General features: G+C 69.7%; 25 protein-coding genes and 2 pseudogenes. 15 read left to right on the forward strand and 12 right to left on the reverse strand.

All coding sequences use genetic code 11. The features are described 5' to 3' along the window. Positions 1-359: 359 nt before the first annotated feature. Together ACN28C_RS32820 and ACN28C_RS32825 are read right to left on the reverse strand one after the other, a co-directional pair. Positions 360-1643 (reverse strand): MFS transporter, encoded by a 1284-nt coding sequence (locus ACN28C_RS32820; RefSeq protein ID WP_422771357.1) that lies wholly within the window; start codon positions 1641-1643, stop codon positions 360-362. A 794-nt stretch (positions 1644-2437) separates the two neighbouring features. Further along, positions 2438-2968, reverse strand: coding sequence for a pyridoxamine 5'-phosphate oxidase family protein (locus ACN28C_RS32825; RefSeq protein ID WP_422771358.1), 531 nt, complete (start codon positions 2966-2968; stop codon positions 2438-2440). 431 nt (positions 2969-3399) lie between these two features. Here ACN28C_RS32825 and ACN28C_RS32830 point away from each other — a divergent pair, with 431 nt between their 5' ends. Both ACN28C_RS32830 and ACN28C_RS32835 read left to right on the forward strand, forming a co-directional pair. Then, entirely contained in the window at positions 3400-4203 is an 804-nt protein-coding gene (locus ACN28C_RS32830) for a hypothetical protein (protein WP_422771359.1), read from the forward strand. 247 nt (positions 4204-4450) lie between these two features. After that, positions 4451-5272 carry an SCO6745 family protein gene (locus ACN28C_RS32835; protein ID WP_422771360.1) on the forward strand — a complete coding sequence of 274 codons (822 nt, stop codon included), beginning with the start codon at positions 4451-4453 and terminating at the stop codon, positions 5270-5272. A 298-nt stretch (positions 5273-5570) separates the two neighbouring features. On the opposite strand, the gene ACN28C_RS32840 is transcribed toward ACN28C_RS32835, so the two are convergent. Further along, a complete protein-coding gene (locus ACN28C_RS32840; RefSeq protein ID WP_422771361.1) occupies positions 5571-5903 on the reverse strand; it encodes a winged helix-turn-helix transcriptional regulator in 333 nt (110 codons plus the stop codon). Between the two features lie 129 nt (positions 5904-6032). Here ACN28C_RS32840 and ACN28C_RS32845 point away from each other — a divergent pair, with 129 nt between their 5' ends. After that, positions 6033-6446, forward strand: coding sequence for an MBL fold metallo-hydrolase (locus ACN28C_RS32845; protein WP_422771362.1), 414 nt, complete (start codon positions 6033-6035; stop codon positions 6444-6446). After that, positions 6443-7348: an alpha/beta hydrolase gene (locus ACN28C_RS32850; protein ID WP_422771363.1), complete on the forward strand. Its 906-nt coding sequence runs from the start codon at positions 6443-6445 to the stop codon at positions 7346-7348. The genes ACN28C_RS32845 and ACN28C_RS32850 overlap by 4 nt, the downstream gene beginning before the upstream one ends. Positions 7349-7436: 88 nt before the next feature. On the opposite strand, the gene ACN28C_RS32855 is transcribed toward ACN28C_RS32850, so the two are convergent. Together ACN28C_RS32855 and ACN28C_RS32860 are read right to left on the reverse strand one after the other, a co-directional pair. Further along, positions 7437-7868, reverse strand: a complete 432-nt coding sequence (locus tag ACN28C_RS32855) for an NADPH-dependent FMN reductase (protein WP_422774891.1) — start codon at positions 7866-7868, stop codon at positions 7437-7439. Positions 7869-8083: 215 nt separating this feature from the next. Beyond that, positions 8084-8572, reverse strand: coding sequence for an SRPBCC domain-containing protein (locus ACN28C_RS32860; protein WP_422771364.1), 489 nt, complete (start codon positions 8570-8572; stop codon positions 8084-8086). 142 nt (positions 8573-8714) lie between these two features. Between ACN28C_RS32860 and ACN28C_RS32865 the strand changes: the two genes are divergently transcribed. The 3 genes from ACN28C_RS32865 to ACN28C_RS32875 all read left to right on the forward strand — a co-directional run bounded on the left by ACN28C_RS32865 (position 8715) and on the right by ACN28C_RS32875 (position 11663). Further along, positions 8715-9179, forward strand: coding sequence for a winged helix-turn-helix transcriptional regulator (locus ACN28C_RS32865; protein WP_422771365.1), 465 nt, complete (start codon positions 8715-8717; stop codon positions 9177-9179). A gap of 68 nt (positions 9180-9247) precedes the next feature. Further along, complete coding sequence (locus ACN28C_RS32870; RefSeq protein WP_422771366.1) at positions 9248-11407, forward strand: RHS repeat domain-containing protein; 2160 nt, start codon at positions 9248-9250, stop codon at positions 11405-11407. A 109-nt stretch (positions 11408-11516) separates the two neighbouring features. Next, positions 11517-11663 carry a hypothetical protein gene (locus ACN28C_RS32875; RefSeq protein ID WP_421490924.1) on the forward strand — a complete coding sequence of 49 codons (147 nt, stop codon included), beginning with the start codon at positions 11517-11519 and terminating at the stop codon, positions 11661-11663. 591 nt (positions 11664-12254) lie between these two features. Here ACN28C_RS32875 and ACN28C_RS32880 read toward each other — a convergent pair. Next, positions 12255-12713: pseudogene (locus tag ACN28C_RS32880) on the reverse strand (IS5 family transposase); the annotation flags it as partial. Positions 12714-12803: 90 nt separating this feature from the next. Between ACN28C_RS32880 and ACN28C_RS32885 the strand changes: the two are divergent. The 3 genes and pseudogenes from ACN28C_RS32885 to ACN28C_RS32895 all read left to right on the forward strand — a co-directional run bounded on the left by ACN28C_RS32885 (position 12804) and on the right by ACN28C_RS32895 (position 14208). Then, on the forward strand, positions 12804-13244 hold the full coding sequence (locus ACN28C_RS32885) for a WD40 repeat domain-containing protein (protein WP_422771367.1): 441 nt from the start codon (positions 12804-12806) through the stop codon (positions 13242-13244). Next, positions 13216-13278: pseudogene (locus tag ACN28C_RS32890) on the forward strand (WD40 repeat domain-containing protein); the annotation flags it as partial. The gene ACN28C_RS32885 and the pseudogene ACN28C_RS32890, both read left to right, overlap by 29 nt. A gap of 18 nt (positions 13279-13296) precedes the next feature. Next, entirely contained in the window at positions 13297-14208 is a 912-nt protein-coding gene (locus ACN28C_RS32895; protein ID WP_422774892.1) for a WD40 repeat domain-containing protein, read from the forward strand. 983 nt (positions 14209-15191) lie between these two features. Here the strand turns inward: ACN28C_RS32895 and ACN28C_RS32900 are convergent. Continuing rightward, on the reverse strand, positions 15192-15449 hold the full coding sequence (locus ACN28C_RS32900) for a hypothetical protein (RefSeq protein ID WP_422771368.1): 258 nt from the start codon (positions 15447-15449) through the stop codon (positions 15192-15194). Positions 15450-15740: 291 nt separating this feature from the next. Here ACN28C_RS32900 and ACN28C_RS32905 point away from each other — a divergent pair, with 291 nt between their 5' ends. From ACN28C_RS32905 to ACN28C_RS32920, 4 genes are all read left to right on the forward strand, one after another. After that, positions 15741-16424 (forward strand): YcnI family protein, encoded by a 684-nt coding sequence (locus ACN28C_RS32905; protein ID WP_422771369.1) that lies wholly within the window; start codon positions 15741-15743, stop codon positions 16422-16424. 79 nt (positions 16425-16503) lie between these two features. Beyond that, on the forward strand, positions 16504-18201 hold the full coding sequence (locus ACN28C_RS32910; RefSeq protein ID WP_422771370.1) for a copper resistance protein CopC: 1698 nt from the start codon (positions 16504-16506) through the stop codon (positions 18199-18201). Next, positions 18198-18821, forward strand: a complete 624-nt coding sequence (locus tag ACN28C_RS32915; RefSeq protein WP_422771371.1) for a DUF1775 domain-containing protein — start codon at positions 18198-18200, stop codon at positions 18819-18821. Before ACN28C_RS32910 ends, ACN28C_RS32915 begins: the two co-directional genes overlap by 4 nt. Before the next feature lie 314 nt (positions 18822-19135). Next, positions 19136-19528 (forward strand): Fur family transcriptional regulator, encoded by a 393-nt coding sequence (locus ACN28C_RS32920; protein ID WP_422771372.1) that lies wholly within the window; start codon positions 19136-19138, stop codon positions 19526-19528. Between the two features lie 117 nt (positions 19529-19645). Here ACN28C_RS32920 and ACN28C_RS32925 read toward each other — a convergent pair whose 3' ends face one another. Then, the gene (locus ACN28C_RS32925) at positions 19646-20905 is read right to left on the reverse strand and encodes a hypothetical protein (RefSeq protein WP_422771373.1); all 1260 of its coding nucleotides are present in this window, start codon (positions 20903-20905) and stop codon (positions 19646-19648) included. Between the two features lie 64 nt (positions 20906-20969). On the opposite strand from ACN28C_RS32925, the gene ACN28C_RS32930 reads away from it, so the two are divergent. Next, a complete protein-coding gene (locus ACN28C_RS32930; protein WP_422771374.1) occupies positions 20970-22109 on the forward strand; it encodes a hypothetical protein in 1140 nt (379 codons plus the stop codon). Between the two features lie 51 nt (positions 22110-22160). Here ACN28C_RS32930 and ACN28C_RS32935 read toward each other — a convergent pair whose 3' ends face one another. From ACN28C_RS32935 to rpmG, 4 genes are all read right to left on the reverse strand, one after another. Further along, positions 22161-22937, reverse strand: coding sequence for a TIGR03943 family putative permease subunit (locus ACN28C_RS32935; protein WP_422771375.1), 777 nt, complete (start codon positions 22935-22937; stop codon positions 22161-22163). 43 nt (positions 22938-22980) lie between these two features. Next, positions 22981-24051, reverse strand: coding sequence for a permease (locus ACN28C_RS32940; protein WP_422771376.1), 1071 nt, complete (start codon positions 24049-24051; stop codon positions 22981-22983). A gap of 202 nt (positions 24052-24253) precedes the next feature. Then, positions 24254-24946 carry a hypothetical protein gene (locus tag ACN28C_RS32945; RefSeq protein ID WP_422771377.1) on the reverse strand — a complete coding sequence of 231 codons (693 nt, stop codon included), beginning with the start codon at positions 24944-24946 and terminating at the stop codon, positions 24254-24256. 122 nt (positions 24947-25068) lie between these two features. Beyond that, on the reverse strand, positions 25069-25236 hold the full coding sequence (gene rpmG / locus ACN28C_RS32950; RefSeq protein WP_107258087.1) for a 50S ribosomal protein L33: 168 nt from the start codon (positions 25234-25236) through the stop codon (positions 25069-25071). Positions 25237-25277: the final 41 nt, after the last annotated feature.

The following is a 25277-nucleotide window of genomic DNA, read 5'->3' on the forward strand; positions in this document are numbered from 1 at the left end:
GACCGTCCATGGTGGAGCGAAGTTCGAGACGGACGAGCGCGGGCTGCCTCGCCGCCGGCGCCGAGGACAGCCGGCCACCAGGCAACGCGTCGGGCCCGGCACGCATCGGCCGGCGCGCGGTCATCGGTCGGCTGTCGCCGCTCACGGCACGCATGGGCGGCCGCGCGGACGCTCAGCAGCGCCGGGGCAGGATCACCACGAGAAGGGCTGGCGACCAGCGGATGAGCGGCAAGGAACCCGGTGTCCGGGCGGGACCGGGGACGGTGACGCAGCTGCCCCGAGCGATCACTCGACCTCCTGGGCCCAGCCCGGGGGCTCTGTGCGTCGCCGTCCGACGCGCGAACCCCCCCGGCGCCGTCCTACCGCGCGGCGGATCCGGTCTCGGCCGCCGCCCCGCTGTCCGCTGTGCCTGCCCTGTCCGGCGTCGCGCCTCCGCCTGTCACCGCGCCTTCACCGTCGGACCTCTTGAGAGACGCACGGCCCGTCAACAGCAGGCCGCCAATCATGGTCAGGATCGCCACCCCGACGAGGGTCAGGCGGTAGTCCGCGACGGCCACGAGCCATGCACCCAACGGAATGCCTATTGCCATCGGGCCGAACACGAGGGTGCTGGCGGTACCGGCGACCCGCCCGAGCAGGTCGTGTGGCGTCTGTCGTTGCACCGCAGTCATCGCCGCGACCACCGTCCAGGGCAGGCCCACACCGACGACGACACTGCTGGCCACGACGCCGGGCGTCCAGGGCAGCAGGCGCGCCGCGGTGCCGACAGCGAACAGGACCGCGCCCAACGTGCCGACCAGTGCCTCCCCCCGCCTGGACATCAGTCGTCCGGTGAGGAGTCCTCCGGCCAGAGCACCGGCACCCTGCGCGGAGGACAGCACGCCCATGAACGCCACCGACAGTCCCAGACCCTCGTCGACCACGGCGAACGTGGCGGCCGTCGTGAGGCCGGACATCGTCACGACGAGTGCGCCGACGAGCACGATTGCCCGCAGGCGGGCGTCCCGCAGCAGGAACCGGATGCCCTCCCGGGTCTCGTCCACGATTCGCCGTCGCTGCCTCGGTGGCAGCGACTCCGCTGCCCGAATGAGCCGGTAGAGTACGGCGGCGATGACCAGCATGGCGGCCGCAAGAGCCGCGACCCCCGCTCCGCCCAGCAACGTGAAGAGACCCGCGCCGAGCAACGGCGCCAAGAGCTTGGCCCCCTCCTGCGCGCTCATCCGGAGGCCGTTCACCCGTCCCAGTGCCTCACCGGGCAGCGCAGCCGGCAGCAATGCGGCCTCACCGGCGTCGAGCAACACGTAGCTGATCCCATACCCGAGCATCACGACGTACAACAGCCAGACCTGATCCGCGGATCGCACGGCCAGCAGCAGCAGGAGCAGGGCGGCTACCACCAGATTCGTCCAGAACAGCAGCGGCCGGCGGGGCAACCGGTCGACGAGTGCGCCCAGCAGCGGCCCGAAAAGGGTCGGGAAGAAGACGCAGAAGCCCGCCATAGCGGCCAGGCTGGCGGAATTGGTCAGGGCCATGACCCAGATGCCGGCGACCAGGGACATTGCCGTGCCGCCGAATCCGGAAACCAGGGAGACCACGACAAACAAAACGATGTTGCGTCTCTGCCCGACGGCCAACGGCGTCATTCTCCGCACTCCCCGATGGTCGAGTCAAACCGGCTCAACATTAGCGGCGTGAGGACGGCAGTCAACCTGTCGCCAGGCAACCTTCCTCTCCCCTGCGCTACTGATCGGCTAGAACCCCCGACGACACCTGGTTTCGGCGTCGGGCGTGGCGTCAGGGCCGGGACGCCCCACATACCACTCGTGACCTGGCCGAGGCCGCCGCCGAGCAACTCGGCCTGGACTCCGCTGACGTCGCGCGTGGTGTGTTCGAAGCATGGAGTGCCCGCACCGACACCTCCGGCGGAGCCGCGACCCTCCTCCGGATACGGCCGCCCCGCCCTCCACCGCTGGCCGCAGACCCGAGCCACCGGAGAATCGGGAGTGGGCCCCCTGGCCAAATTCGGCCGAGCCGTCACTGGTTTCCTTGGACGTCTTCAACCCGTTGCCCCAGGCACGGGGGCAGGCCACGGGGCGTGGCGGCCGCCACCTGGGTGGTTCGCGGGTGGCTGCGCTGTGACGGCGCGACCCTGCCGGCGCAGTGATCGATGGCGATGATGGTGTGCTGTACTGCCAGGCATGAGGCAGCGCGCATGTTGGTCATCGGTGTGGTGGTGCTGCTCATCGGGGGTAGGCGGTCTGGCCGGCCGGCGGTGGTGTCGTAGCCTGCCGCCGTACGGGCCGGAGGTGCTGGCGGCGACCCTGTGAAAGCTAGTCGACCAGGCCACCGCGGACGCCGCGTTCAGCCCTGCTAGGCGGTAACGAGACCTCTGACGGAAACGGGTCTCAAACGCGCATCGGCTGGCCCGTGCTGTGGATCAGGGCTGGGACGCCATGGTGAGCTTTGCAATGTCTGGGGCATAGACGGTCATCCAGTGCGGATGCAGCCGGTAGTAGACCACGTCGTTGTCCCAGTCGAAGAGGTCGTCGCCGTAGAAGTCCTTCAAGTACGCGAGCACGTCCGGCCAGTCCCTGGCCTGGTCGCCGTCCTGGGGGTTGAGGATCTCCACCTTGCCGTGCGTGAAGACGCCGAGGTCCTCACCGCGCATGTGTGCGGCGCTGACGGCGGGCCGCGCCGCGAGGTGGCGCGCCTTGGCCGCGTCGCGCGCGGTGCCGAAGTACCACTTGCCTCGCAGGAAGTGCCCGTCGACACCGCTGATCCGCGGCTCACCCTTTGCCGTCACGCTGGACAGAGCGAGGGTGCACATGCCGGTGAGGACCTGGGTGAGCTGCTCCGCGTTCAGTGTGCGCGCGGTGTTGATGATCGAGCGGAGGTGGGAGGTGGAGCGGGCGAGGGAGGCGTCAAGGAGGGCCTGGAGCTCTTCGAGATCCTCTGGGGTTTCGCGCATGAAGGTCCTTGTCTTTCCGTATATCTATCTGTTCTGTGGTCGGCGCCTATCACCGGCGCCGACCGATGAACCTATGCTCCACCCAAAACCTGACACCTTGCGTCATATTTCTTGAACTGGCTTGCGGACGCCAGCGGGCCGCGCGGCAGCCGGCGTGAGTGGCCGGCGGCGCGACGTGACGGCTCCCGGCTGGCGACGCGCGAGCTCTGCGGCATGAGAGCACGTCTGATCTTGGCGTTGGTAGCCCTCCGGCGGTGGCTAGCATGTGCCGGTCACGGGGCGGCCGGACATGCCAGCGGACCGATATGCTTCTCAACCCGATGGGCATGGGTACGGGGTCCGCCCACGGACTCGGTGGGAGGACTCAGATGTACGCAGGCGCGGGTGGGCTTACCCGTGGCGTCTGGTGCGCACGTTCAGGACGTTCGGTGTTGTCCGGCATTCTGGCCATCGGCGCGGTGCTGCTCGCCCCGTCGCCGCCGAGCTGGGCTCACGTGGCTCGCGTGGAAGATTCCACCCATCTGTCGGTGTCCACCACGAACGCGAAGGGACGGGTGGGCGACACGGTCAGCATCCGCGTGACGGTGAAGAACCACGGACCCACGATCGAGCCGGAGTGGGCACTGACCGGCGTGGAGACCCAGCCGGGCACCAGATTCGTCAGCGGTGGTGGGTGCCGTCCGGACCCCAACGGCGGGCAGTACTGTCCCAGTCCGGGGCCGTTGGCCGTCGGCGCATCCCAGACGGTTGTGCTGCGATACAAGATCATCCATGCGGTGCAGCATCCCGAGCGGCAGTCCGCCGGATTCGGTTTCTACGAGGCGCTGGTCCGCAAGGGCGGCACTGATGACGTGGACCTGAGCTTCCAGATCTACATCGCGGGTGCGGCCACGAAGACCCCCCGCACTCCGGCACGCTCCAGTGCGACTCCGGCGCGCTCGAGCAAGGCGTCGGCGCGCTCCCGCCAGGAGGCGTCGACTGTGCCACCATCGCCCCCGTCCGCGGTGAGCGCGAGTGCGCCGACGGTGATCGCGGCTGCCACCACCGGACCCGCAACGCACGTCACCGCCCCCGCGTTGGACAAGGCTCAGCACAGCGGCGTTACCACCGGCTGGGCCGTAGGTACTTCCGGCGTCATCGTCATAGTCATCGGCGTCGGCACGCTGGTCACCATGACGCTGCGCCGTCGCAGACGCGCCGAACCAGGCCAGCCAAGCACGACAGGCGAGGATTGACCCCGTCGCGCTCGCGGACCGGGCAGCTTCTACCCGACCGGCCATTGACCGCCGACACGCCCCACGACCGCCAAGGCCGCGCGGCGTGTGTACTCGCCGCACGCCGCACGCCGCGCGACACGAGAGCGAAGCTGATCTTGGCTGGATTGATGTCGACCGGAGGTGTCGTATTCGGGCGGGGCTGTTCGTAGCCAGGGTGAGAGGCAGCCGGTGAGGACGCTGTCGCGATCACAGGAGATGATGACCGATGCCGCACGCGCATGCCAAGGTCCGCCGCATGGTCGAACTCGTCGAGCCAATCGCCACTGTCACCTTCTCCGAGGTGCCGAACGAGGCGTTCCTGGCCCTGGGCATGCGCGACTACTGGGACGGCTACTTCGCAGGCCGGGCCGCGCCGCTGGGGATGGCGCCGGCTGAGGTGGTGCACGCGGTCTTCTACAACTTCGCTGACGGCGAGGTGGCCCGCCACATCCCGTGGGTATGGGGGAAGACCACCCCGCAGGAGGTGATCGCCGTGCGCGAGCAGAGCAGCGCCGCCGCGCTGCGGCAGATGACCGGGGAGCTCGCCGACTCGCCCGGTCTGGTGCGGGTCGCCGACCTCGCTGCCCGGGCCTCGGTCAGCGCGCCGACCGAGGGCCGGGCGCTGTACGCCGGGCTCCGGGCGCTCGACATGCCGGAGGAACCGGTTGCCCGGCTGTGGCACGCGGCGACGCTGCTGCGGGAGCACCGCGGCGACGGCCACAACGCCGCCCTGCTCGCCCACGGCATCGGCGGCACCGAAGCCCACGTCCTGCTCGCTCTCTCCCTCGGCATGAGGGCTGAGCAGTTCGGCCGGACCCACCACCTGCCCAGGGCACGGTTGGCCGCCGTCGTCGACGGGCTGCGCGGCCGCGGCCTCGTGGACGCCGCCGGCGGCTTCACCGACGCCGGCCGGGAGACCCGGGAGCGGATCGAGGCCCTCACCGACGAGCTGGCGGCGCCGGCGTACGACGTGCTCACCGGAGACGAACTCGACGAGCTGGTCGCAGGGCTCGAGCCGATCGCCACCGCGTTACAGGCCATCGACTAGTGAGCGGGCATCAGGCTATGGCCACGACCCCCAGCGCGGCCACCGCGATCAGCCGGTTGTTCGCGCGGTCACTCCGGTGTGTCGTCCGGTAGCGAGCGCACTGTGGCAAATCCGGGCGCCACGACCGTTCTCGGCAGGAGGGTGTGTCGGGTAGGGAGGCGACGAGGAGGCTCTGGACGGCTGTCACCAGAGGTGGTGCTTGAGTCAGTCAGCGTGGCGTCGGGTTGTCGCGCCATCCCGGCTCCTCCGACTGATGTAGCCGCCGAGCAGCGGAGCAGCCGATCAGCGGAGCAGCCGATCAGGCGGCGTTGTTCTCCGTCGCCCAGGCACAGATGGCGGCGAGTGGTTCCTGCAGCGTCTTGCCGAGGGCGGTCAGCCCGTACTCGACGTGCTGCGGCGGTGTCTCCTTGAGCACACGCCGCTGCACCAACCCGTCGCGCTCCATGTCGCGCAGCGTCTCGGTCAGGACCTTCTGCGTGATCCCCGCGACGCGGCGACGTAACTCGGCGTGCCGTTGGGGACCGGCGAGCAGCGCGTAGATGAGCAGGACCCGCCATTTCGAGGCGAGTCGCTCGATCGCCTGCCGCGTCGTGCAGCCCTCTTCGAGCACATCCGGAACGACCAGCGACATGAGCACTCCCGAGGCTCGGACAGCGCCGCCCGAGCTCGTCGAAGGGCACCGCGAAGTGCCTTCTGTCCGACGCGCGCCGTGCGACCTAGCGTCGAGCCAACAGTAGACGCCGAAGGGAACACCGCCGACATGTCCGACCGCACGTCCGAGTACCGCATCCACACGTACACCGCCGCCGAAACGGGTCTGTTCGTCAACAGCTACCTGGTCGAGACGACCGAGGGTGTCGTGCTTGTCGACGCTAACCTGCTGCTGTCCGACGTCCGCGCGCTTGCCGCCCGTATCGCGGCGTTGCACAAGCCGCTGCTGGGCGTGTTCGTGACGCACGCGCACCCGGACCACTCCAACGGCCTGTGCCTGCGTTTCGCATCGCATGTCGTCGGCGCAGCGGAGAGCCATGCCGACTCCTACCTCACACTCGACGACCGGGCGTTCATCGGCGACCTGGCCTTCCACGGCACCCACCCGTACACCGCGGAGCTGGCCAGCGAGGCGACCGGCAGCGTCGGCACGGCGTCGGCCGCCGAGGCGGTGGCGGTGTGAGCACCGAGCGCGTCACGTTCAACGCCGATGGCATCACGCTGGTCGGAAACCTCGCGCTGGCCGCCGATGGTGCGCCCGCCGTGGTGCTGACCGGGCCGTTCACCAGCGTCAAAGAACAGGTCGTCGGCACCTACGCCGCCCGGCTCCACGAGCGCGGCTTGACCACCCTTGCGTTCGACCACCGCGGCTTCGGCGAGAGCGACGGACGCCGCACACACGAGGACAGCCAGGGCAAGCTGGCCGATCTGCGCGCGGCGGTAGGCCTGCTCACCGCCCACCCGGCTGTGGACCCCGCCCGCGTGGCTGCGGTCGGGATCTGTCTCGGCGGCGGCTACGCGGTTCGCGCGGCTGCCGCCGATCCGAGGATCCGCGCGGTCGTGGGCATCGCGGGTGCCTACAACAGCCCGGTCCGCTTCCGCGCGAGCGACGCCGATGGCTACCGCCGAGCGCTCACCTCCTTCATCGAGCGCTACGACGACGAACTGCCGGCGGTCGCCCCCGACGGCGGTACGGCAGCGATGAGCGGCGACGAGCCGTTCGACTACTACGGCACCCGACGATCCACGGCCGCGAACTGGGAGAACCGGGTCACCTACGGCTCTCTACACGCGCTCATGACCTTCGACGCCCTGAGCGCAGCGCCGCTACTCGCCGCCACCCCGCTGCTGGTCGTACACAGCCGGAACGACGCCTACTGCGCACCGGAACTCGCCGAGGCGCTCTACACCGACGCGACAGGACCGAAGGAGATTCGCTGGCTCGACGCCAAGCAGCACATCGACCTCTACGACGGAGAGCCGTACGTCAGTCAGGCCGCCGACGCGACCGCGACCTTCCTGAACCGTCACCTCGGCGGCGCTACCACAGTGCCCACCGCACCCGCGTCGACCGCGAACCCATGACCGCGACACCAGAGCGGACGCTGTCACGAGGGGCAGGCCAGCGCCTGGGCGGCGGCCTGCCCCGTCGTCGTGCGCGGTCGGAGTGCGGTCAGGGTTGGCGCAGTGGTGCGAGCGCGCCGGCCCAGGCGGTTACCTCGGTGAAGAGCTGGCGGAGCATGGTGTTGTGGCGGTCGCCGGGGGTGAACGCGGTGAACGCTGCGAAGTCGGTGGCGAGTGACGGGCTCACCTGGGTGCGTACGCCGGCTAACTGGAGACCTGCGGTGATGAGGCGCAGGTGTTCCACCGCGCGGGCGCCGCCGACGTTGCTGCCGTAGGAGACGAAGTCTGCCGCCTTGTTGATCCATTCGCCATAGAGATATTCGATGGCGTTCTTCAACGCTGAGGGAATCGACCGATTGTACTCCCGGGTGACAAAGACGTATCCGTCGAACTCGGCGATCTTTTTGCTCCATTGCCGTGTACGGGGCGTGGGCGTAGGAGTCGAGTAGCGGCGACTGCGGCTCGTCGAAGACCGGCAGATCGTAGTCCTTGATGTCCACCACCTCGACGTCGATGCCGTGGTGCTGGCTGCCCTGCTTGGCGACCCATTCGGCCACCTGGTGGCCAACCCGGCCGGGGCGGGGCCGCCGAGATGATTCCGATGTTCGTCATGTGTGGTCCGTTCTTGCCGATCAGATGGTACTGATGGTTGGAAATGCTGTGCTACGGGGATTAATCCGGAATCCAATACGAACTTCACCGCCGTTGCTGACGCGGACGTCCGGATTGCAGGGCCGCGTCGAGGCCGTTCAGCCGCAGCAGGCTTCCGCCGCGCAGGTGCGCCAGGTCCGCACTGCCGTCCCCCGTGTATCTGACAAAGGTCACCTGCTCGGTCCAGTCCAGCCGGGTTCCGTCCGTCTCGGCGTCGAGCCGGACGGTGACCAGCGAGGTCCATCGCAGTACGCCGTCGACGACGGCCTCGTAGCCGTAGACGACCCGGTGGGCGTTCGCGATGTCGATGTACCGCGACCGGTACTCCAGCCGCTCGGGCGCGGTGTCCAGCCCGGTGAAGGTGCTGCTTGCCGTCTCGCCACCGCCCACCCGGAAGTCGTGCTCGTAGGAGGCTCCGCTGCCGGGAAGCCGGAACCACCGCCGCCTTACCGCGGTGTCGGCGAACGCCGTGAAGACCTCGCCCGGCGGCGCGTCGAGGTGCCGCGAGATCGTGAACGTGTCGTGCCGGACCATGCCGTTCCTTCCGCTGTCACGGCCACAGAGGGGTGGCCGCACGCCAGTTACGATCAGTAAGAAACGTGTGTCCACCGGATTTAGTCCGGCTTTCCAATACGCACTTTGAAGTCAGCTACTGACGGATGAGGAACAAAGAGCCATGGCAAGCTTCCTTGGTGCCGAACTCGCAGAGCGCGGGGTCGCACCGGACTGCGTACAGACGATCGAGCTCGTCCGTGACGTACTGGCGCGGGTCAGCGACAAGTGGACCCTGCTGACCATCACGGCCCTGGCGCCCGGCCCGCTGCGCTTCACCGCGCTACACGAACAGGTCGCCGGCATCTCCCAGCGGATGCTCAGCCAGACGCTGCGCGCCCTCACCCGCGACGGGGTGGTGACCAGGACCGCATACCCGGAAGTACCACCGAGGGTTGAATATGCTCTGACGCCGCTCGGCCGATCACTCAGCGACGCCGTTGACGGACTCGTGCACTGGGTTCGCGACCACCAGAGCGACATCGCCCGAAACCGCGACGAGTTCGACCAGGCCTCCACCGCGAACACAGCTACAGCGGTTGAAAGTCTGGGGTCTGTTTCGGTCGTGGCGGTTCCGGTTCGAGGTTGAGTCCGGTCTGGGTGAGGAAGCCGGGGATCAGGTCGGGGCGGTACTGCACGCGCTTGAGCCGGTTGCGGATGATCGCGACGAGGTGGTCCACGCCGTCGACGGCGAGTTGCCCAGGCTGGACTTTACGACGTCGCCGGCAACGTCACCAGGGTCGTCACCGCCACCGGCGCCACCACCCAGTTCGGGTACGACACACCGCTGGCCGGCTCGCGACGCTCACCAACCCGCGCGGCAAGTCCTACCGTTACGGCTACGACGACGCCGGGCGGATCGTCTCGTCGACCACCCCGACCGGCCGGATCGTCCGGTACGCCTACACGCCAAACGGAAAGCCGTCCACGATCACCCTGCCCAGCGGCAGCGTCAGCTACGCCTACGATGCCGTCGACCGGATCACCAAAATCGACTACAGCGACACCACGCCGGACCTCAGCTACACCTACGACGTCCTGGGCCGGACCGCCACGGCCGGGAACGGCACCACCGTCGCCGACTACGACTACGACGATCTGGGGCGGACAACCCGGATCGCCCGGGGCGCCCAGGTGTCCGACTACCAGTGGGACCCGGCCGGCCGGCCGACCAAGACGACTATGCCGGGCAACCGCAGTCAGTCGTACACCTGGAACAGCGACTCCAGGCTGACCGGCACGACGTTGACCACCGCCGCGGGAAGCCGGACCGTCGACTACGGCTACGACCCGGCTGGCAACCTGACCTCGGTCACCCGCGCGGGTGGCCCGACCACTTCCTACGGCTACGACCGGGCAGGTGCGGTCACCCGGGTTGCCCACCGGGCCGGCGCGACCACGCTGGCCGAACAAAACGTCGTTTGGGGTCCGCAGGGCAACCCGGCCACGGTCACCACGACGCGGGGCACCAGTACCGCCAACCAGCTCTACTCCTACGACGCCGCCGGCCAGGTCACCGGGGTGTGCCTGGCAGGCACCGGCACCACCTGCCCGGCAACCGCCGCCCGGAGCAATTTCGAGTACGACCTCAACGGCAACCGCAGCAAGACGGTCGACGCAGGAACCACCACCACATACAGCTACGACGATGACGACCGGCCGACCGGCGAGACCGTCAACGGCACCACCAGGGCACTTGGTTACGACGCCAACGGCCTGCTGGCCAGCCGGGCCACTGCGGCCGGCACCGTCACCTACAGCCACGGACTGGACGCCAACCTGCGCAGCGTCCGGCTCGCGGACGGTCGTACCGTCGGCTACGGCTACGACGAGGCCGGCAACCGCACCACACGTACGATCAACGGCGCCGCCGACGCCACCTGGACCTGGGACACCCTCGGACTGCCGACTCGGATCGAGGAGCGGAACGGCAGCGGCACAGCCACCCACCAGTGGTGGGCCGACCCGCAGACCGACCTCGGCACCGCTCTGGCCGACACCGTTGCCGCCACCCCGAGCTGGCTGCTCGGCGACTTTCAGGGCTCTATCACCGACACCGCCGGCCCGACGGCCCTGACCGGCAGCGCCACCCTCGGCCCGTACGGGGAGCCGGTCACCGCCAACGGGACGTACCCGGCCAACCCGCTGCGGTTCCACGGCCAGTACCTTGACCAGCTCACCGGCCTCTACGACATGCGAGCCCGCGACTACGAGCCGACCAGTGGCCGGTTCACCAGCCCAGACCCGCTGCCGGCCGCGATGAGCACTCCGTTCACCCAGACCTACCACTACGGCTACAACCGGCCGACCGTTCTCACCGACCCCACGGGGCTGTGCCCGATCGTCTGCACCGCCATCATCGGCGGCGTCGCTGGTGGAGTCGTCGGCGGCATCGACTGCTGGCTCAGCGGCGACGACCGCAACACCTGCATCAAAAAGGTGGCCGTCGGAGCGGCGGCGGGCGCGCTCACCGGCGCCACCATGGGCGCGGCGGGCAGCGTCGGTGCGGGAGCCTACGCCGGCATCACCGGAGCCGGGGCCGGAGCCACCCAGCTCGCCGGTACGGTCATCGTCGGCGGCGCCGGCAGCGCTCTCTACGGATCCGGGGTCGCCGCCGCCACCGGCCAGGACTACACGCTCCGGCAGGCCGGAGGAGGCTACGACTACGGTCGGGGAGTCTCACCGGCCTGGGTCGAGTACGTGATCCGCAATGTTCGCGGCGTTCGCCAGGACAACGGGAACTACTCACATATGCTGGGAACGCTTCAGGTAATCGTGAGCCGGGAGGGCCGGGTCGTGACGGTGATAACCCATTGAGCGGCGAGCAGGCGCAGCACGGCTGACGGAGCTGCGCGAGGCGCTCAGGCGGGGTGACATCGACCTCGACGAGTTCAGCATCTCCTTCGAGAGCACGCTGTACGAGGTCTTGCCGTACGAGGACAGGGAGCCGCCGCGGCGGTTCACCGACCTGGTCAACCGGCTGGAACTCATCCGCTTCACCAAGCGACCGGAGAACCAGCGCGGAGATGCCGCGCGGCTGGTGGACGAGGCGATCCGCCTGCTCGAAACGTGAGTGCGGGATCGCTTCGGGATGGATCGTGACGGGTGCCGTCGACAGCTTCGAGGTGAGCGCACCTGTTCCTGTTGCGGCGGCGGCCTGAGACATCGGTAGAGATGATCACCGGCATGACGTGACCGGGGCGCGCTCGTCGTGTTTGCGTCCCCGCACGGTTTGGGGACCGCTGAGGATCAGGCCACTGATCGTCGCGCTACTGCTCACCGCAGCCGGAGGTCTGGTCGGTACGCCGACCGCGACCGCGGCGCCACCGGCCGTCCCGCAGCCGTCCGCCGTGCTGCGGGCACGCTCGACCTGGTTGCCGGACAGTTCAACATGGCCGTCGATCATCCGCAGCACGGCGTCAAGGGCGAATCTACAACGAGGGCGTCCTGCCCGACCCGCAGCTGCGGCGCATGACCTACACGCGCAGGAGGGCGCTGAGAAGCGCGAGATGCTGTGTCTGTGATCCGTCGCCGGGATGTTGGTGGTCTGCACCGCGCACCTCGTCTCGGGTGAGGGCAGCAAGCACGCGCCCGGGACTACACCACCGAGGACATATCGGTCCTCCTAATCTAAAGACGCGGTCTCATTTGGGGTTGTGTGAGGTCAGCAGGTTGAGTCGGACGAGTCTGGGTAGCAGATGACCGCGCAGGCCAACTGGGCGAATCCACGAAATGTGCGGCTGTGCGTTCGTAGCGCCGTTGCAGGCGACGAAACCTGCTGACCCACTCCAGAGCGCATTCGATGACGTAGCGGTAGTGACCCAACCGCTGCGACGACTCGACGCCCTTCCGGGCGATCCGCGCGATGATCCCGCGGGTGCGCAAAGCCGTGCGGCACACGGCGTAGTCGTAGCCCTTGTCCGCGTGCAGCTTGTACGGACGCCGGCGGGGCCGCCCCACCGGCTTGGCGGACCAGCACGACCGCATCGACGACCTGTTCAAGGGCTTTCATATCGTGGGTGTTACCGGCAGAGATCTCCACCGCCAGAGGCAGCCCGCCACGCTCGCTGATCGCATGGATCTTCGAGCCGGGCTTGCCGCGGTCGACCGGTGAAGGGCCGGTCAGATCGTCGAGGCTCGGTCCAGCCTGCTGGACGCCTACGTCACCCCGACGGCGACCCGGCTGCACGGATTCGGCACCGCCGCCCAGGCGGTGACGTACAGCCCGGACAAGCGGCTGATCGCCGCCAGAAGCGCCGACCACACGGTACGGCTGTGGCGCGCGGACGACCCGGACCAACCACCGGTTCCGTTCAGCGGCTCACTGGCCGGATCCACCGATGCAGTGTACTCGGTGGCGTTCAGCCCGAACGGACGGATCCTCGCCGCCGGCAGCGCCGATCGCAGCGTCTGGCTGTGGGACGTCGGCGATCCGGAGAGGCCCGGGCCGCGTGGCCTGCCGCTGCTCGGCGCAGCATCGACGATCTACTCGGTGGCGTTCAGCCCGGATGGACGCGTGCTGGCGGCAGGCGGCGCGGACCGGACCGGACCGGACCGTCCGACGGTGGGCAATCGACGACCAACTGAACACCCGAGCCCTGCCCGACGCAGTCGGTCACACCGACTCGGTGCAGTCGGTGGCCTTCAGCCCTGACGGAAGGCTCCTGGCCTCCGGCAGCGCAGACACCACGGTACGGCTGCCGAGCATGCGTGGATCCGGTCGCGCGGAACCCGTCGGCGCACCGCTGTCGGACAACACCGGCAAGGTCCGGACGGTGGCGTTCAGCCCGGACGGGGGCACGCTGGCGAGCGGTAGCGAGGATCGGAGCGTACGACTGTGGAACGTCACCGATCCGAGCGTGACCAGCCCGGAAGCGGAACCCCTGACCGGTCTCACGAGTTGGGTGAACTCGATCGCCTTCAGCCCGAACGGCCGGACCATCGCCGGCGGCACGTCGGACCGGACGGTGACGATCTGGGCCCGCGATACAGGCCGAGTTCTCACCCTGCTGCCGCACCCGCACAACGTGACCGGCGTCGCTTTCGGGTCCGACGAGCACACCATCGCCAGCAGCGGCATCGACGCCGTGATCCGGCTGTTCAACATCGCGTTCGGCGGTGACGGGAAGATCCTCGCGGCAGCCAGCCGCGACCGGACGGTACGGCTCTGGAACGTCACCGATCCGCGCCGACCGGTCCAGTTGGGGCGGCCGATCGTCAGCCCACCAGGTATGGCCGCCTTCGCCGGGACGATGGCGCTGAGCCCGGACGGCAACATCCTGGCCGTCGGCACCCGGACCGGCACGGTCCAACTCTGGGAGGTCACCAACCCGAGCACCCCCGTCCGGCTCGGTCCGCCGCTCACCGGCCCCACCGCCCTGCTTCAGACGGTCGCATTCAGCCCCGACGGACGTACGCTGGCCGGTGCCGGCGACGATGGCGGGATTCACCTGTGGGACGTCACCGACCCCCGCCGGCCCGGTCGGCTGTCCACCCCCGGCACCGACGCGATCATCTTCTCGCTGGCCTTCAGCCCGGACGGGCGGACACTGGCCGTCGCCAGCACGGACACGAGCGCCCGGCTGATCGACGTGTCCGGCCAGCCCCGCTCGACGTGACACTCGGGTTCACCAACTACCTCTACAGCGTCGCGTTCAACCCGGACGGACGGATCCTCGCGGTCGGCTCGCCCACCTCGCCGCGGGCCGGGCTCCGGTGTCGCAGTTGCGATCCTCGACCGGCGCGAGCACCGGGCGCAGCATCCCTCCAGGCCCGCAAGAACCACCCAGAAGCCACGCAGTTGCGATCCGCGCACGGCGGGCGCCGAGCGCAGCAGACACGGAATCCGCGTCGATCAAAGACCTAGATTTTCAACAACCTCCGACTGTTCTGGATTGAGACGGCGCTGTCGGCGGCCATTGGGGCCCCGGCTATCACCCGCCCGGGATGTCCCTCTCGGGGACAGGCGTCGAGCGGGTAATACAGCGACCGATCCGTACGTAGCGACACGGGCCGGCACCGCCGTACTACACGGTTCTGCGCCCCACATTCCGGCCCAGTCCTCGGACAACCCGAGGAACAGAAACAACCCCTGGTCAGAGGCGACTTCTTCGGGCGTTTCAACATTGTTCGCCGAGGGCGTGGTGTGGGGCGCCGTGTGACCACGAGATCACTAACAATCGGCACCAGTCGATGACTGGCGCCAATTGACCGGCACAAACACAAGGTGGAGCCGAGGGGACTCGAACCCCTGACCCCCACACTGCCAGTCTGGTAACGATTCTGTCACGCCGTACCGCCGGATGCCGACAGGTGCTTTGAGCAGGGAAAATTCTCTACGTCAAATCACACCCCCTGTCGCCACATGTCGCGCAATGATGGCTATTTGATCTTGGGCTGTGACCACCAATGTGACCACGCTCAGTGTGGGAGGGTTCGTGCCACCCCGTCCGCCCGCCACTGCCCGCACCAGATTGACCAACCCAGGTTTCGTTTACAGTCCACCGGCGCCCGTAGCCTCGGCTGGTAGCCGAGGCCACGGACGGTGACCAGGTGGAGTGGGCCGAGACATGCCTCTCTTGAAATGAGGCGAGTGATTTGGTCACCCGGTGGTGCAGGATCTGATCTGCGGTCGGGCGCCGAAGTTGCCGTTCGTCATGGTGGTGAAGCCGAAGGAGTTGCCGCTGCCGTTGGAGCGCATTGTCAGCACGGTGTTGTTACTGCTGAGGGTGGCGCTGCCACTCCAGGTCGTGGTGATGCACTGTGGGGCGGTGACGGCCACCGTCACGGTCCAGCGGGTGGCGCCGCTGACCGTGACCGAGGTGTTGTAGCGGTCGCCCCAGACCGCGCCGGAGGTCATCGTCGCGGTGCAGCCACCACTGTTGAATGACGGGTCTGTTCTGGCCTCCCCTGTTTGAGATCGTCGCCAGGGCGAGCAGGTACGGAACGCCGACCGCGAACTCAATCACTTCCAAGCTGCGGGTACGACGAGTAGCCATCAGGACCTATCCCACATCGTGGGAGACTGGGTGCGGCCGGGAACTAAACGCCGGGCAGTGACGGACTACTGGATCGCGGTGTGCTGCGGCGTCGGCCGTGGCACTGTCTCCGGAAGGGTTGTTCAGCTATGGGTGTCACAGGTCGCCAGGTCGTGAGGATCGGCGCGCTCGGGCTCTTCGTCGTTGCCGCGGTGGCGCTCACCGGGTCACCGGCTGCCGCGCATGTCACGGTGACCCCGTCGGTCACCATCGCCGACTCGTACACCGTGCTGACGTTCGGCGTGCCACACGGCTGCGACGGCTCCGCCACGACGAAGGTCTCCATCAAGATTCCCGAGAAGATCGTCTCGGTCACCCCGACGGTGAACCCGAACTGGGCAGTGCAGAAGGTCATGGCGGACCTGAATCCGCCGGTGAAGGACAGCCACGGCAACGAGCTCACCCAGCGGGTCGCCGAGGTCGTCTACACCGCGAAGACGCCGCTGCCGGACGACCTGCGGGACACGTTCGAGCTGTCGCTGAAGCTGCCGAACGCCCCCGGCGAGACGCTGGCGTTCCCGGCCGTGCAGAGCTGCCAGCAGGGTGAGACGCCGTGGGTGGAGATGCCCGCCGCCGGTCAGGACGCCGACGAGTTGGAGCACCCGGCGCCGAGTTTCGTGCTGACCGCTAAGGCCGACACCGATGACGCTGACGCCGCCGTGCAGCCGGTGGCCCGGTCCAGCGACGAGTCCGGCGGCGGTGGCAATGGTGTGGTCGGCTGGATCGGCCTGGTGCTCGGCGCGCTGGGTCTGGTGGCCGGCGGGGTGGCGCTGCTGCGCACCCGCAAGTCCGCCTGACGGGCCTGCGGTGCAGGTGGGGTTGCCCAGCACGGTGGCGGCGCGACGGTCGAAGCGGAGTCGGTGGGCGCGGTGGACGGTGTCCACCGCGCTCGCCAGCCTGCTCGGTCTGCTGGCAGCTGCCGTACCCGCGGCGCCGGCAGCCGCCCACGCGGTCCTGCTCGGCACCGACCCGGCGGACGGGTCCGTGCTGGCGAGCGCCCCGGCCGAGGTCACGCTGACCTTCAACGAGCCGGTGACGGTACGCCCGGGCGGAGTCCGGCTGCTCGACGCGGCCGGTGACGAGATCTCCAGCGACAGCCGGTCAGTGGACACGAAAGTGCTCCTGGCCGTGCCGCCGGACCTTCCCGGCGGCACCTACATCGTGGCGTTCCGGGTGGTTTCGGCCGACAGTCACCCCATCTCCGGCGGGTTCACCTTCGCCGTCGGCGCGCCGAGCGCCTCGACCGTGCAGTTGCCGGAAGGCCGTCCGGGTCCCGCGCTGAACGTGCTGCGTCAGGCGGCCGAGGGTGCCGCCTACCTCGGCCTGCTGGTCAGCGCGGGGCTGCTGGTCTTCCTGCTCGTCCTGCTGCGCGCCGACGCACCGGTCCTGCGGCGCCGGCTGCTGCGGTTCGCCGCCTGGTCGGCGGCCGTGACCGCGCTGGCGCGGCTGGTTCTGGTGCCGACCGTCCCGGCCTGGCAGGACGGCCGGAACCTGACCGGCCTGGCCGACACCTCCCTGTGGGCGGCCGGCCTCACCTCGACGGAGGGACTGAGCTCCCTGCTGGTCGTCCTCGGCCTGAGCGCCGGACTGTGGGCAACCTCGGCCGCCGCCGGGCCCCCGGCATCCGGCGATGCCGCCGAGGCTGTCCGCACCAGCCGACGCGCGGCGCTGACCGCCACGGCGTTCGCCGGCGTCGCCCTCGCCTGGGGAGCGATCGCCCTGGTCGGGCACACCCGCACCTACGGCCCGGCCTGGCTGGTCGTCCCGGCCGACATCCTGCACGTGGCCACCGCCGGCGTATGGCTGGGCGGGCTGGCCGCGCTGCCCTGGACACTCACCCGATCGGCCGACCTGCCCGCCGACGCGGCGGCGCGGACAGTTTCGGCATTCTCCCGCTCCGCCGCCGTCCTCGTCGGCCTGCTCGGCGTCGCCGGCCTGCTGACCGGCTGGCGGATCCTGCGGTCATGGGAAGCACTGTGGAGCACCCCGTACGGCCTGGCCCTACTCACCAAGGTCGGACTGACCGCGGTGGTCCTCGCCATCGCCGCACACAACCGGTTCCGTCTGGTCCCCCGCGTCACGGCCGCCGACCACGACGACGGCCCCCCGGCCGCGTGGCGGCTGCTGCGCCGCGCCGTCCGGCTCGAGGCGTCACTGCTCATCGTCGTCGTCGCCGCGACCGGATTCCTGGTCACGCAGAGCCCCACCCCCGACACCGCCCCCCGGCCCGCAGCAGCGGACGCCGGGGACAGCCCACCCGTGCTGGAGGCGCCGCTGGGGCCCGGGCGGGCAGTCGCCCGGCTCACCCCGGGCACGGTAGGAGTGAACTCGATGGAACTCGATCTCTTCGACGCCGCCGGTCAGCCCGTCGTCCCGGTCGCCGACCCGAAGCTGACGGTGCTGCTGCCCGCGATGAACCTCGGCCCGCTGGAACGGAAGCTGGCGCGCACCGGCCCCGGCCGGTACCAGGCGGTCGTCGACCTGCCCCTGGCCGGCTCCTGGGTGATGCAGGTCAGCGTACGCACCTCCAAGTACGACAATCCGGTCGCCCGGTTCACCGTGGACGTCGGATGAACGCGCGGCGGTGGACCCGGACGGTCGGCGCGGCGGCGGTAGCCACGGTCGCATACCTGGCACTGGGTGCCGCGCCCGCCGCCGCCCACGTCGAAATCGCCGAGGCGCAGCCGAACGGCGACGGCACCACCACCCTCACCTTCAGCTTCGACCACAGCTGCGACAACTCCCCCACCACCGAACTGGTCGTCGCCCTGCCGGACGGAGTCACCGCGACCACCACCGCCACGCCGAACCGCTGGTCTGCCGCAGTCGCCGACGACCGCGTCACGTTCACCGGCCCCGGCCTGAAAACCGCCCAGGTTGGCCTGACCACCCGGATCATCGCCCGAGCGGGCGACACCCTGCACTTCCCCGTCCTACAGCGGTGCGCCGACGGCGGCTCGTACGACTGGATCGACATCACCGCCGACAGCGAACACCCCGCCCCACGGCTGATCGCCACCAACGCCGTCCTGGCGAACCCACCCGACACGACCACTGCCCCCGCACCGGCCGCCGCTGGCGGCGCGGCGCAGGAACAGGGCGGCGGCGCCACCCTGGTGCAGGCGCTGGCCGTACTCGCGGCCTTTGTCCTCGCCGCTGCGGCGGCCGGGTTCGCGCTCGCCCGGCGGGTGTAGCAGGCCGTCATCCGCTCCGGGCCGTGGGCCAGCGGCGCCGTCGGCCGAATTCGGCAACAGCCCACCCTGCTGCCGCCAGACTCGCTGCCCATCGCCGAGGATCAGCTTCGTCGGCGTTCACGTCCGGTAACGGCACTTCACTCCGCTATGCCGGGTCTGGCCCCGTCCCCAGATGCGGCGGACCGTCGAGTTTCTCAACGACGCATAATGGATGCGCCCGCCATTCGGCGTCATCGACGGGGTGCCAGGCGGCCAGGGTTGGCGGCACGGCCAGTGGAGACATTCGCGGAGACGGCGGTACAGTGAACCAGACGATGCCAAATGTGACCCGGAACACTCGGCAGCGGGTCGAGGTGCTGGCCCTGCTGCGTGAGGTCGAGGGCTTCCACACCGCGCAGCAGTTGCACCAGATGCTGATCGCCCGTGAGGCGCGGGTCGGGCTCACCACCGTCTACCGGACGCTCCAGCTGCTGGTCGACGCCGGGGAGATCGACTCCACCCGGCTACCAGGTGGCGAGCAGCTGTTCCGTCGATGCAGCCAGGGCAGGCACCACCACCACCTCGTCTGCCGCAACTGCGGACGCACGGTGGAGGTGGCCGGCCCGGCGGTCGAGCGTTGGGCCGACCAGGTGGCCAGCCAGCACGGCTTCACCGACGTCGGTCACACCCTCGAGATCTTCGGCACCTGCGCCACCTGCGCGCGCTGATCCCACCGCCTGCCCGGACCCAGCCGGCCACTGGCACGGACGACACAGCATCGCAGGACGCAGATACGGGATCTGACAGTCTCCCGACCTCCGGACGGCGTCACTCCGCAGCCGCGGTCAGACGGTGCGCAGGTCCAGGCTGTGCCGTAGGAACAGCTCCTGGTTACCGGTCGACCACCACAGCACCCCGCCGCGATAGACGACGTCGGTGGCGGCCGGACTGACCTCGACCGGTCTCCGGCGGGCGATGTCGTAGACCAGAAGCGGCACACTGCCGGTCAGGTCCGCAGTGCCGCCGAGTTCCGCGTACACGTCGAAGCGGTCGAGCGCGCCGACGTCGGTGACGGCGGTCTCCACCGAGCCCTCGGCGACTCTACGGCGGTCCGTGCCGTCAGGGTTCATCAGATCGATGCGGTAGCCGTCTCCGGTCAACGAGACGACTCGACACCAGCGTGGACTGCAATTCGTTACCGCCCTGCGGCTCGGCGACACCGCGACGTCGCGGCGGGTGACGATGTTTCTCAGTGTGGTCGAGCCGGCAACGGAGGTGGCGCCGTCGACCAGCCACGGCCACGCCGACAGTTGCCACGTACCCGTCTCAACCGTGATCTGCATCTGGCCGCCGGTCAGCGCCACCGACCGCACCTCGGTCACGTCGTTGTCGGCGGTGGCTACCCAGCGCACCCGGCCGTCCGCGATCACCAGGTCGTACTCCGACCGGTAGAAGCGGGCCTCGCCGGTGTCGACGGTCACCAGCCACGGCGGTCGTCCGTCGCGGAAGTTGTCCGCCCACAGTTGCGGATCGCGATTCCCGTGGCCTTCGGCCCAGACCACCACCTCACCGCTGACCGTGACCGCCGCGATCGACGGGGCGTCGCCGGTCGGCAGACGTCGCAGCTGCCGCAGCGACCCGTCAGCCTGGTGAACCACCAGCCGCAGGAAGGCGCCGTCACGACTCCGCGCGGTGCCGATCGACGTTCGGGCGTCGAGAAACCAGGCTGGGGTGTAGGCGGTGCCGTCGGGCAGGTCGGCGGGAACGCTTCCGCGCTGCACGCCCGGCCAGGCGAGCACCGCCGACACCGGCGCTAAGGCGGATTGTCGGTCACTGGGCGGAACCAGCAGCAGCACACAGATCGCCGCCACGGCGACGGTCAGGCTCAGCAGCGTTCTCGCCCGTCGGGGCGCGCCGATGACCGGCCTGCTCGACAAGCCCACCTCCCGGCGACGGGCACGGGGCCGCACCGGACATCCGGTACGGGTGACCGACACTGTAATCGGCCCCGCGGATGCCGCATTCCGGTGGTCCGTCGTCCCAGACCCACCTGGTCCCGGCCCGGCCACCAGCGCGCTCGTGCTGCGCCCGCTCTCGGCCGCCATCGTGCCCGATCGGAGAATTCGATCGCGATACTGTACGGGTGGACGGCCAGATGGGATGTTCGAGATGAGCCGTGTCGCTGCCCGGCCCAGCACGCTCGCCGGACGGCGGGTGGGCAGCCGGCGGCGGGTCAGCGGGTCGGCCGCCCTGGTCGTCGCGGTCGCGGCTGCCGGCGTGCTGCTCTGGCGGCCGCCACCGCCCGAGGCCGGGCCCGCCGCCTCGCTGCCGCCCCACGCGGCGGAGGTCTGGCCGAACGCCCAGCGCGCGAGCATCAACGCCAGTTTGCCTGATGGCACGGTGTACCATCCGACGCTTTTTCTCGACGCAACGGCCTCGATCGGCATGGCGCCCGAGCCGGGCGGCGCCCACCTGCGGCTGCTCTACCGCGCCCCGGGTGGGCAACTGCGCGAACTGCGCCGCCTCCCGAACGTGGACGAGCCGGAGTTCGCCGCCGTCGCCGTCGAGAAGGGCACGGTTGTCTGGGCCGAGTCGACCATCGACGCCAGCGGCCGCGCACACACCGAGCTGTGGAGCGCCGACCTCGCCGGAGATCGGCCGGTCCGGCGGTTGACCGCTGACACCGGCCAGTTCCTGTACCTCGGATCCGAGTACGACCTCGCCATCGCCGACGGGTGGCTGCACTGGGCTGCCGCCTCACCTGACCAGGGCACCGACACGGAACTACGTGCGGTGTCCCTCGACGGTGGCCCGGTAACCGTCAAGGCGCAGCCCGGCGACTGGGAACTCTCCCGCTGGCCCTACCTGATCAGCATCGGCAGCGGTGGACCGATCCGGTTGCACAACGTGGTCGAGCGGCAGACGACGCAGGTCGCCGCCAACCCGGACGAGGTGGTCACCTGTAGCCCGAGCTGGTGCCGGTTGCTCGTCGTGCCTCTGCAAGGACAGCCGCAGAGTCTCCTGATACGGCCGGACGGCGGCGACCGTCAGGTCGTTCCACCGGACACCGCGCTGCCGTCCGTCGTCGACGTGGCCGCACTCGATCGCTTCGAGGTGCTGACCGAGGGCAACGCCGACAACCCCGAGCAGAGCAGTCGCGTCCTCTACCTCTATGACATCACCCAGCGGCGCACTGTCGAGATCGCGCGCGGCGTCGGCACGGTACAGTCCCGCGGCGGCTATCTCTGGTGGTCGACGGGCGTCGGCAAGGAGACCGTCTGGCACACCCTCGACATGAGGTCGATTTAGGTTCGGCCCCGGTCCAACTCGACGGGGACCATCCGCGAGAGTGCACGAACGTCACTGCTCGTACGGTTGCTTCGGCGGGTCGATCCGCTGCCACGACTCGACCTGGACGTAGGGAATCTCCACCTCGTTCACCGGATCCTTGCCGACCTGCGTGGTGTAGCGTCCGATCACCTCGACCCAACTGTCCGGCGGTAACCCGGCGGGCACGTCCCCGGACATGCCGAGCTTGATCGGCCGGCCGTCGGCAGCGCAGCAGGACAGCATCATCCGAGCCAGGATCGGTTCGCCGTTCGCTCCGGGGGCGATGAAGCCGGTGAGCTGCACCCGCCGGTCGCGGAGCGTGTCGCCCTCGTCGAAGATGGCCCGTCCGGCGTAGTCGAGCAGTCCGATCTGGACCGGGTCACCCGCCGGCAACGGTGGATAGATCTCGACTTCCTGATTGGCCAGCACCGTCCCGGACTGCCCGGCCGCATACGATCCGAGTGCCGGTGGCGACAGCAGCAGCAGCCCGAGTGCGGGCAGGATCAGCAGCCAGCCCACCCGGGGTTCGTGGTGCCCGTGCCCGTCGTCGGCCGGTCCGTCCCCATCTCCGTCTCCACCGCCAACCTGTCCATCGTCGTGGCCGCCCGCCCCGCCTGCCACGCCAGGACGCCGTAGCAGATCGTGCAGCAGCGTCATCACCGCGGCGACCACCAGTACCGCACCGGCGGCGATCAGGAACGGCCGCAGCCCCTCCTTGACGTACCGCAGGTAGACGTCGGTGAGGCTGGCCTTGAGCACCGACCCGCCGAGCAGCAACAGGACGACCGCCTGCGCCTGCCGGTTCACCGGGAACCTCCGGACCGACCACTGCTCCGCACGCGAATTCCGGTCACAGCAGCACCGCCCCCACTCCCACCGCGACCAGCACGGCGACCACGAACGTCGTCGGCGCGAACCGGGCGGCGAACCGGCGGCCGAAGACGCCGGTCTGCATCGAGATCAACTTCAGGTCGACCATCGGACCGACCACCAGGAAGGCCAGCCGGGCCGTGAGCGAGAACTGCGACAGCGAGGCGGCCACGAAGGCGTCGGCCTCGGAGCAGATCGAGAGCAGCACCGCCAGTATCGCGAGCGCGAGCACCGACAGCACCGGATTGTCGGCCAGGGTTTGCAGCCAACGTTCGGGCACCAGCACGTTGATGCAGGCCGCGGCCATCGCGCCGAGAACCAGGAAGCCGCCGGCGTGGACGATGTCGTGCCGTACCGCCGCCCAGAACGCCCTGGCCTTCGACAGGTCGTCCAGTTCGGGCCGGTGCGGCAGCCGGATCCAGTCGGTCCGGCCCAGCCGCAGCCAGAGCCACCCCATGATCATCGCGACGGCCAGGCTGGCCACCGCCCGGCCGACCACCATCTCCGGATTGTTCGGAAAGGCGACCGCGGTGGCGGCCAGCACGATCGGGTTGATCGCCGGAGCGGCGAGCAGGAACGCCAGTGCGGCGGCCGGAGTCACGCCCCGCCGGATCAGTGAACCGGCGATCGGCACCGCACCACACTCGCAACCGGGCAGCACCACCCCGGCCGCGCTCGCCACCGGTACGGCCAGCGCGGGATGTCGGGGCAGCGCTCGCGCCCAGAACGACCGGGGCACGAAGACGGCGATCACCGCGGAGAGCGCCACCCCGAAGACCAGGAACGGCACCGCCTGCACCATCACCGAGACGAAGACCGTGGTCCAGGTCTGCATCCGGGGGGAGGAGATCAGCGATGCCACCGGTCCCCGGAACACGATCAGCAGGATCAGCAACAGCGCGAGTACCTCGACCGAGCCGACCCGATCGCCGAACGGACGCCGCCAGGAGCGGGCCGGCTGGCCGGACTCAGCCGGCTGGTCATCATGGTCGGCGTCGACACGCTGGTCGCGCTCGCCCACCGGGGCCCCGCCCGGATCCGGTTCGCTCACGGGCACGACCGGGTCGGCGTCGTCCCCCGACCCGGCACGCCGAGCGTCTACTCGGTCCGGTACGACCACGGTGCCGACCTGCCTCTCACCGGAGAAACTGGGCCAGTCACTCTAACCCGAGGCACAGCACCCCTCACCACACCTGGCAGCCGCAGTTTCCAGGCGGCATCCGACGCCGTAGCCCGATCAGCGCGGCGGCGTTCTACTTGCCTTCCGGCGCGCCGTCGGACGTCAACGCGCCCTGCCCCGGCACTGCGGGCAGGAAGACGTGGGCGTGTCCGTTCCCGGCATCGATGTTGAGTACATCGAGCTGGGTGGCCGCCGTCGACCAGGTGGCGACCGCCACGTCCCGTTGACGCCCGGCCAACTCCAACAGCGGCGGTCGTCCGGCGTCCGGCGCGGCCAGCGCGGCCGCGTACGTGTCGACGGCAAGGTCGAGTGCCCGCACGGCCGCCGCCAGGCCGGAACGAGCAATGTTGACACCGGTGCCGGCAGACGGCGGATCGGCGAAACCCTCGACGGCCGCCCCGGTCACCGTCTGCCAGTCGGTCACGACGGTCCGGGCCGTGACCGGACCGGGCGCCGCGCCCGCCACCGGCACCGCCACGGCGAAACCGTCGAGAACAGGTACCAGGCGTTGCTGCACCTGCCTGGCCTGGGCAGTGAGGTCGACGATCTGCGCGGCGTCTCGCCGTGCCTCTTCCGCGCGTAGCCGCGCCACCTCGTCGGCCATCGGCGCCTCGTCGCCGCCCGCCGTCACGGCACCGATCGGGCCGGCGAGCAGCGCCCCGAGCGCGAAAGCCAAGGCGAGCATGGCCAGCCGGCGACCGGCGGATGTCGGAACGGCCGGCGTGGACCCGCGCGGCCCGGAGCGCAGCTTGGTGCGGTTGCTCATCCCTCTCCTTCGAGTCTGGCGGGGCGGCCACCGCCGCTGGCCGGCCCCGCAGATGGGGTAGAGCATGTCACCCCCGGATACGCCGCCGATACGGCTGGATCCCCGGCGCCGTCGCGACCGGGTCAGCGCTCCTCACGGAAGTCGACGTGCCGGCGGACGATCGGGTCGTACTTGCGCAGGACCAGCCGGTCAGGGTCGTTGCGGCGGTTCTTGCGGGTGACGTACGTGTAGCCGGTGCCGGCGGTGCTGCGCAGCTTGACCACCGGTCGGATGTCGGTCTGCCGGGCCATCAGACCTGCACTCCCCGGGCGCGCAGCTCGGCCACGATCTT

Source organism: Plantactinospora sp. WMMC1484, assembly GCF_049315195.1.
GTDB lineage: Bacteria > Actinomycetota > Actinomycetes > Mycobacteriales > Micromonosporaceae > Plantactinospora.

Coding starts and splice junctions, on each gene's coding strand:
- ACN28C_RS32820 (WP_422771357.1), bottom strand. CDS start 1,643: ATGACGCCGTTGGCCGTCGGGCAGAGACGCAACATCGTTTTGTTTGTC.
- ACN28C_RS32825 (WP_422771358.1), bottom strand. CDS start 2,968: ATGCGCGAAACCCCAGAGGATCTCGAAGAGCTCCAGGCCCTCCTTGAC.
- ACN28C_RS32835 (WP_422771360.1), top strand. CDS start 4,451: ATGCCGCACGCGCATGCCAAGGTCCGCCGCATGGTCGAACTCGTCGAG.
- ACN28C_RS32840 (WP_422771361.1), bottom strand. CDS start 5,903: ATGTCGCTGGTCGTTCCGGATGTGCTCGAAGAGGGCTGCACGACGCGG.
- ACN28C_RS32845 (WP_422771362.1), top strand. CDS start 6,033: ATGTCCGACCGCACGTCCGAGTACCGCATCCACACGTACACCGCCGCC.
- ACN28C_RS32860 (WP_422771364.1), bottom strand. CDS start 8,572: ATGGTCCGGCACGACACGTTCACGATCTCGCGGCACCTCGACGCGCCG.
- ACN28C_RS32865 (WP_422771365.1), top strand. CDS start 8,715: ATGGCAAGCTTCCTTGGTGCCGAACTCGCAGAGCGCGGGGTCGCACCG.
- ACN28C_RS32870 (WP_422771366.1), top strand. CDS start 9,248: ATGATCGCGACGAGGTGGTCCACGCCGTCGACGGCGAGTTGCCCAGGC.
- ACN28C_RS32895 (WP_422774892.1), top strand. CDS start 13,297: ATGCGTGGATCCGGTCGCGCGGAACCCGTCGGCGCACCGCTGTCGGAC.
- ACN28C_RS32900 (WP_422771368.1), bottom strand. CDS start 15,449: ATGACCTCCGGCGCGGTCTGGGGCGACCGCTACAACACCTCGGTCACG.
- ACN28C_RS32915 (WP_422771371.1), top strand. CDS start 18,198: ATGAACGCGCGGCGGTGGACCCGGACGGTCGGCGCGGCGGCGGTAGCC.
- ACN28C_RS32920 (WP_422771372.1), top strand. CDS start 19,136: ATGCCAAATGTGACCCGGAACACTCGGCAGCGGGTCGAGGTGCTGGCC.
- ACN28C_RS32925 (WP_422771373.1), bottom strand. CDS start 20,905: ATGGCGGCCGAGAGCGGGCGCAGCACGAGCGCGCTGGTGGCCGGGCCG.
- ACN28C_RS32930 (WP_422771374.1), top strand. CDS start 20,970: ATGAGCCGTGTCGCTGCCCGGCCCAGCACGCTCGCCGGACGGCGGGTG.
- ACN28C_RS32945 (WP_422771377.1), bottom strand. CDS start 24,946: ATGAGCAACCGCACCAAGCTGCGCTCCGGGCCGCGCGGGTCCACGCCG.
- rpmG (WP_107258087.1), bottom strand. CDS start 25,236: ATGGCCCGGCAGACCGACATCCGACCGGTGGTCAAGCTGCGCAGCACC.